Consider the following 6780-nt stretch of genomic DNA (forward strand, 5'->3'; position numbering starts at 1 on the left):
GTAGCTCCTGCGAGCTGCTGTGAAAGGGCCCGTACGACTTCGGTCGTACGGGCCCTTTTCGCATGCCTTGCTACTGGGGGACGGTCACCCAGCGCACCACGGCGACCGCCAGCAGGACCGCTGCCGGTGCCGCCCACGGCCAGCGCATGACCCGGCGTACCGAGGGCAGCAGCCACAGGATCACGACCGCGGCCGTGAGGAACACGGTGACGAAGCAGGACACCTCGATTCCGCGGTACGCGTCCTCGTCCTCCGGGTACCCCGGGCGGATCGTCACGGCCGTCCAGCAGAAGAAGGCCGCGACCAGGGTGAGCAGGGCGAACGGGACGGCCAGCACGAGGCGCAGGCAGCCGCGGTCGGTGTCGTCGGGGTGCGGGATCGCGGGGTGGCTCATGGCCGCATGGCCTTCCTGGCGTTGTCGAGGTTGTCGGCGAAGTCTCCCCCGTACCGCTGGGCCTGGCCGGACTCCCAGTAGGGGCCGCCGTTGTACCGGGCGGCGAGCTCCTGCTTCTGGGCGTCGGTCATCTCCTCGGGCGGTACGTCGGCGAAGCCGGACTCCGCTTTCAGCTGGGCCAGGTACTCGGAGGCGATGAACATGTTCTGCCCCGGGTCCTGGAGGGACTCCTCGACGGTGGCGCGCTGCTGGTCGGTGAGGTGGTCGGGGTCGTAGCCGAGGACCTCGGCGCCGCGGCGGACCTGGATCGCGATGGGGCCGAAGGACGTGTTGTCCGGGTCGCCGCCGAGCCGCCAGGGGAGGTTCTCCGGGGCGATGGGGCTGAGCGGGGAGTCGGCCTGCTCGCGCAGCGTGTCGGTGACGTCGTCGGCGTAGCCGGGCTGCCCCGCGACCTCCTTCCACGCGATGCCGGCGACCATGTCGGGCGGCAGCCCCGCGTTGCGGGCCGCGGCGTTGATGAGCTCGCGGTTGGCGTGAATCCACTCGCCCCGCTCCTGGTCGTTGCCCGGCGGGTTCCAGTAGTTGTCGCGGGCGCCGGGCAGCCCCGCGACCTGGAGCCGGATGTCGCGCAGCGTCGGCGAGACGAGCTGGTCGCCGGCGATGGGGTAGTAGTCCTGCTTCGGGCCGCTGCCGGGCAGGTGCGTGAGCGGGTCGGAGCTCGCCTCGGCGGCCTCGCGGCGCAGCGCCGGGACGGCCGCGACGAGGTCGGCGCGGTCCGCGTACGTACGGAACTCCGGCACCATGTCGTACGCCTGCTTGAGCCGGTGCACACAGAGGTCGCGGGCTTCCTTCTCCGTGGTCTTGGCCAGGTGGAAGTCGCCGCCCGCGGAGTCGTGCAGCCGGTTCGCCTCGTCCTTGATGTCGTCGACGTCCATGGTGAGCTCGGCGAAGAAGTCCATGACGCCGGTGGTGGCCCGCATGTCCTCCCACTGCCGCATGGGCTCGGCCTCCTGGGCCTCGCGGGTGATGGCGGTGCCCTTGGTGTGGATCAGGTCGGCGAGGGCCTGTTCGGTGCGCTTGCCGTTGGAGTAGTGCGCCTTGGCGGTGGTCAGGGCGGTCGCGTAGTCGCTCAGGGCCGTCGCGGCCTTCGCGTAACCGTCGGCGAGCAGGGTGACCAGCTTGCGGCCCTCGCCGAGCCGGGCCTCGTAGTGGGTGCTGCCCTCGCTCTTCCACTGCGTGTGCTTCTCGGCGCGCTCGGCGGAGGGATCCACCGACGTCAGCAGATCGTGTACGCGCTTGAACTCCTCGGCGTTGCGCTCGACGAGCGGCGGGCTGCAGCTCTCCAGGAACTCGACGTCCTTGCGGTGGCTGATGCCGGTGCTCATCGCGCCTCCGGGGAGAGGTAGCTGCCGCCCAGGACCTGCTCCAGGAAGCGCTGTGCGGTGTCGTCCTCGATCTTCACGAAGTCGCCGCCCGCCGTGCGGAGCTTGGTGGAGAGCGCGGTGTACAGGGCGACCGCGTCCAGGTACTGGTCGCCGGCGAACGTGGCGAACCGGGTGACTGCCGCCGCCACGTCCTCGTGGGCGCGCGGATCGCGGGCCAGCGTGGTGAGTTCGGCGTCGGGCCTGCCCTCCTGGAGCAGGCCGGCTATCTCGATCAGCAGGTTCGAACTGCCGTTGATGGACTCGGCCTTGGCGATCAGGGTGCCCGCCGCCGGGGCACCGCCGCCGGCTTCCGCCGGGAGCTGGTTGAGCCGCATCCCGGTCGCGCGGCGCTGGAGGGCGTCGGCCTTCAACTGCGCCCACTCCTCGTCGAATGACATGCCGTCCCCTTTGCCGGTCCGCCCCCGTGACGGACCATCAATCGATCATGGCATCGAGGAGGGCGGTCGCGGCACCCCGCGGCGTCACCGTTCCGCTACGCCTTCGCCTTCGCCTGGGAGGGCCGCCACAGCCAGGGCCGGGCGTCCGGGGAGACGCCCGCCGCCGTCGGCCCGAGCCGTCCCGCGTGCAGGGCCGGGCCTTCCAGGGCGAGCGGGGCGGTGGCCGGGCGGGTGATGCGGCCGTCGTGCAGCAGCTGGACGCGGCCGGTGACGTCGCGGCCCAGGAGGTAGGGCCCCGCGGCGGTCACCGGTCCGTACCCGGGGAAGTCCACGTCCGGGCCGCCGGGGGAGAGGAGCCGGTCGGAGGCGGGCGGCCGGTAGTAGAGGCGGCTGCCCGCGGCGGCTATCGCGTCGGCGGGGGTGGGCAGTCCGACGAGCGGGTCGGGCCCGTCCGGTGTCCAGTGATGCACGGTGTCGTGGCCGGGCGCGTACACGTGGACCTGCCGGTCGTCGCCGACGACCGCCGTGAGCCCGTCCTGTACGGGGCCGCCGCCGAGGTCGCGCCAGGGGGACCAGGTGCCGGCCGTGTCGCGCACGCGGGTGCTGATGCCCTGATCGGCGTTGCGTACGAAGAGGTGGACGCGGCCGTCGGGGGCGGTGACGGCCACCGGGACACCGATGCGGCGACCGCGGTCGGTGTCGGACTCCGGGTTGCCGAGACCGGTCCAGGAGCCGTACGTGTGCGGGCCGCGCCGCTCCAGGACCACGATCTCGCGCACGTCGGGGGCGCCCCTGCCCTCGATCGCGGCGAGCCGCAGGCCGAACACGAGGTGGCGGCCGTCGGGCAGCACGGCGCTGCCGAGCACCGGGGCGAGCGGGCCGCCGCCGAGATCGACGGGGGCACCGAACGTCCCGTCCTCCTCCTCGTAGCGCACCGCACGCAGTCCGAGCACGCCGTACGCGGTGACGCGGCCGTCCGCGTTCTCGGCGAGCGCGAGGCGCGGCCCCGGATAACGGTGGTGGGTGGCGCGGACCCAGCCCTTGCGGTTGGTCAGGGGGCGGTCGCCGCCGACGTTGTAGTCGCCGCAGCCGGAGGGGTTCCTGCACGCCCAGTCGGGGGCGGCGCCGTACGGGACGAGCTGGGCGGCCTTGCGGGCGAGGACCTGGGGCGGCAGGTTCTTGGGCCAGTGGTGGTTGTAGTAGCCGCGGAAGGCGGTGGCCACGAAGGCGGGCGGCCCGCCCTTGGCCTCCTGCGCCCAGCGGATCAGGGCGGCCCAGCTGAAGCAGGCGACGGCGGTGTGGTCGGCGTGGTCCGAGTAGCCGGGCTGCTCGCTGTCGCGGATCTGCGTGATCCGGTCGCTGAGCTGGATGTCCGGGTCGGGGTCGAGGGTCTGCACGAGGGTCGGCCGGTAGCGCTCGAAGAGCCCGACGAGGACAGCGACCAGGGACTCGTAGTCGTACGTCTGGACGGCGCGCAGCGGTGAACCGTCCGGGACGAGGGTGCGCAGCAGGAGGCCGCGGTCGCGCCAGAGCGCGGGGACGCCCATGTGGCCCGCCGGGGTGTGCATCGCGAGGTTCAGATACACCAACTCGACGCGCCTGCCCCGGTGTTCGAGGGTGTCGACCTCGGCGTGGAAGCCGCCGGGCAGGCGCAGGACGCCGGTCTGCCAGGCGGTGAAGACGGGCAGGCCGAGCTGGGCCGCGTACGACTGGCGCAGGCCCTGGTGGCGGGCGGCGGAGTAGGCGGCCTTGTTCGGGGCGGGGGCGCGGTCCGACGGCGTCTTGTTCCTGCCGTCGGCCTCGCCGGCGGTGACGTAGACGCAGACGAGCGGGGTCCCGGCGTCAAGGGCCTGCCGGGTGTCCGGGTTCATGAAGTACAGGTCGTCGTCGGGGTGGGCGACGACCTGGAGCAGCAGGGCGCGCTCGGCCTGGGCTGCGGGGCGGCCCGACGCGGGGGCCGGGGCGGTGGTGTGCGGCGGGGGAGCGGGGGTGACGCGGGAACAGCCGGTGAGGGCGCCGGCGACGGCGGCGCCGATCACGAGGCTCCGACGGGAGATACCGCTCTTCCCGGGCAAATCGGGCTGCGGTATCGCAGGTCTCTTCCGCAAGGTGGCGCTCTCCGTCCGCTGTGGAGGCAGCGGTCGATCGGGCGCGCGCCTCGGTTCAGGTGGTTCACCTGGCTAGAGGGTCGCCCGGGGTGTCAGGTTCCATGCGCGTACATGTTCTGTTCACCCGGACGGGGTCGGCGCCGGCAGCGGAACCGGTCAGCGGTAACGGATCACATGCAGGGCCCGTACGCCGGTCTCGTCCATGGAGACCGGCTCCTCCGAGGAGCCGTCGAAGAGGAGGACGCCCGACTCGGTGGTCAGCGCCGTCACGAGCCAGCCCACCGCCTCCCGTCCCCGCCCGTCCGTGCGCCGGACCCAGATCAGCGCGCGGGAACCCGGCGGGAAGGCCGAGACCTCCTCCACCGCCGGCCGCCACTGCTGGTGGTCGGAGGCCGACAGGACCGGCCCGAGCTCGGCCAGCGTCGGCTCGAACCAGTACGCGCGGCCGGGGGCCGGGGGTGCCGGGAACGAGCCCGTGCCCGGGACGCCCCCCTCGTCCCAGTGCGCCAGCCAGGACCACGGCGCCGAGTTCGGGACGTGGAAGGGGGCGGTGGCGTCCTTGGGGACGACGACCGTCGCGTCGAGCAGGGTGTCCTGCCAGCGGCCCCCGCGCAGATGACGGCGGGTGTCGCAGGAGAACACCCAGCCGCGCCGCGTCTCGTCACCGGGACCGGGCTCGACGAGCTCCACCTCGCCGCCGTACGCGCTGTCCAGCCACCGCTGCGCCTTGTCCCGGGCGGCCTCGGCATCGGGCGCGGGCCGCTCCCAGGGGGAACGGGAGACCCGCGGAGCCGCGCGTACGAGGACCAGCTCGCGCACGTTCTCGGTGTCGAGGCGGGCCAGGGAGGAGGTCAGTCCGTCGAGGAAGACGACACGGCCCTTGTTGTTGTGGGCGTACAGGAGCTGCCCCGTCACCTCGTGCCCGCCGGCCTCGCGCCGCACCCACACCACACCCCGGGTGTCGGGTCCCGGCTCGGCGATCGCCTTCACGGCCTCGTCCCAGCTGCTCACCGGCACCGGCTCGAACTCCGGGAAGTACCGTCGCAGCAGCCGGTCCCACCAGCCCGGCGCCTCGTCCGACGGCTGCCACGGCAGGGGCGTCGACGGTCCGCCGTCGATCATCGCGTGCAGCGTGACGAGGCAGCCGCGGGCATTGATCCGGCGCGGCTGGTCGGCGACGCGGGCAGCGGCCTCCTCGGGCGAAACCGGCGGCACGAGGTCGGCGAACGGGGCGCTCGGAGCCGGGTGGAACGGGCTGCTGCCGTCCTTGGGCACGACGACCGAGGCCGCGAGCATGGGCGTGCCCGGGTAGCCCGGCTGCGGCAGGGTGCGGCAGGGGAACAGCCAGGCGGCGGGGGACTCGTGCACGGGGTGCGGGGCGGCGAGTTCCACCAGGCCGCGGTAGGTGTGGTGGAGCCAGGCCGCGGCGGCTTCGGCGGGACGTGTCACGTTCACTCCTTGGGCGGCCAGTCGCCCGAGGCGCGCCGGTTCATGTAATCCGCCACCGGGAAGACGCTGGGCGGGAAGTGGGCCTTGCCGCCGTCGTGCGGCACGACGACGACGCTGGTGACCGGCGACTGGAGCCAGTCCCCGGACTCGATGTGCTCCTGGAAGTCGAAACGGACCGCCCAGCCGTAGGGGTACTCGACAGACTTCTCCGGAAGCATGACCAGGGATTCCGACTTGTCCGGATAGACGCTCCGAAGGAGCGCGGCGGCCGCCTCCACGGCTTCGGCTCTGCTCACCATTTATGGAGCCCCATTTCTGTACGGGACGTGCATGATTTCCTTTACGTTTCTCTCCAGCATTCCGAGCTTTCCGCTCTGGCCGTCGAGGAACACCACTCCGTGTTCGGTGTTCACCGCGTTGAAGAAGTGTCCGGAGTCCCCGCGGCCGATGAAGACCGCACTCCTCGAACCCTCGCCCCTGGCCTGGAGATCGCGAATGACGTCATCGTAGCTGTCGGCCCGGTGCCAGGCGGTCGACGGATCCTTGACGCCCAGCTGCTCCACGTCCAGATGGCCCGGGCCCGGCCTGGGCGCCGCACTGACCTCGACACCGTCGAGACGACGGTCGACCGTGACCGTGGTGTGCGCGCAGTTCTGGGTGTATCCGTCCTCCCACCGGTTATTGACGTCCTTCAGCCATGGATACTGATCGTCCAGGAATTCCTGGGCCTTGTGCGGGTCGACCGAATCGGCGTGGATCGCCTTCTCTTTGACGTGGTCCGTGGACCGCGCCAAGTCGTCCCACTTCTTCGGCGCCGCGCCCGCAGCCTCGTCCGCGTATTTCGCGCCGCCCTTCGCGAGGTTCGAGGCGCCCGATTCCAGACCCTCCTTCATCGCCATCCGCATCCCGCCTCGGGCGAGTCCGGCGCCTTTGGTTCCGATGAGTTCGGGGAGGAGGCGGCCGACGAATTCCGAGGGGTCTTTCTTGAAGCCGTCGACGGCGGCGGT

7 protein-coding genes are annotated in these 6780 nt (G+C 72.2%); all 7 read right to left on the reverse strand.

The features are described 5' to 3' along the window. Window positions 1-70: 70 nt before the first annotated feature. Window positions 71-394, reverse strand: a complete 324-nt coding sequence (locus tag AB0L37_RS34815; protein ID WP_365514867.1) for a hypothetical protein — start codon at window positions 392-394, stop codon at window positions 71-73. Further along, the gene (locus AB0L37_RS34820) at window positions 391-1779 is read right to left on the reverse strand and encodes a hypothetical protein (RefSeq protein ID WP_365514870.1); all 1389 of its coding nucleotides are present in this window, start codon (window positions 1777-1779) and stop codon (window positions 391-393) included. The genes AB0L37_RS34815 and AB0L37_RS34820 overlap by 4 nt, the downstream gene beginning before the upstream one ends. Then, window positions 1776-2216, reverse strand: a complete 441-nt coding sequence (locus tag AB0L37_RS34825) for a hypothetical protein (protein WP_365514873.1) — start codon at window positions 2214-2216, stop codon at window positions 1776-1778. Before AB0L37_RS34825 ends, AB0L37_RS34820 begins: the two co-directional genes overlap by 4 nt. A gap of 95 nt (window positions 2217-2311) precedes the next feature. Next, entirely contained in the window at window positions 2312-4255 is a 1944-nt protein-coding gene (locus tag AB0L37_RS34830) for a PIG-L family deacetylase (protein WP_365514876.1), read from the reverse strand. A gap of 225 nt (window positions 4256-4480) precedes the next feature. Next, entirely contained in the window at window positions 4481-5773 is a 1293-nt protein-coding gene (locus tag AB0L37_RS34835; protein ID WP_365514879.1) for a YrhB domain-containing protein, read from the reverse strand. Window positions 5774-5775: 2 nt separating this feature from the next. After that, window positions 5776-6072 carry a YrhB domain-containing protein gene (locus tag AB0L37_RS34840; RefSeq protein WP_365514882.1) on the reverse strand — a complete coding sequence of 99 codons (297 nt, stop codon included), beginning with the start codon at window positions 6070-6072 and terminating at the stop codon, window positions 5776-5778. After that, window positions 6073-6780 (reverse strand): toxin glutamine deamidase domain-containing protein (locus AB0L37_RS34845; protein WP_365514884.1); only part of this gene is annotated, 708 nt, incomplete at its 5' end.

The organism is Streptomyces sp. NPDC052225 (assembly GCF_040679615.1).
Lineage (GTDB): Bacteria > Actinomycetota > Actinomycetes > Streptomycetales > Streptomycetaceae > Streptomyces.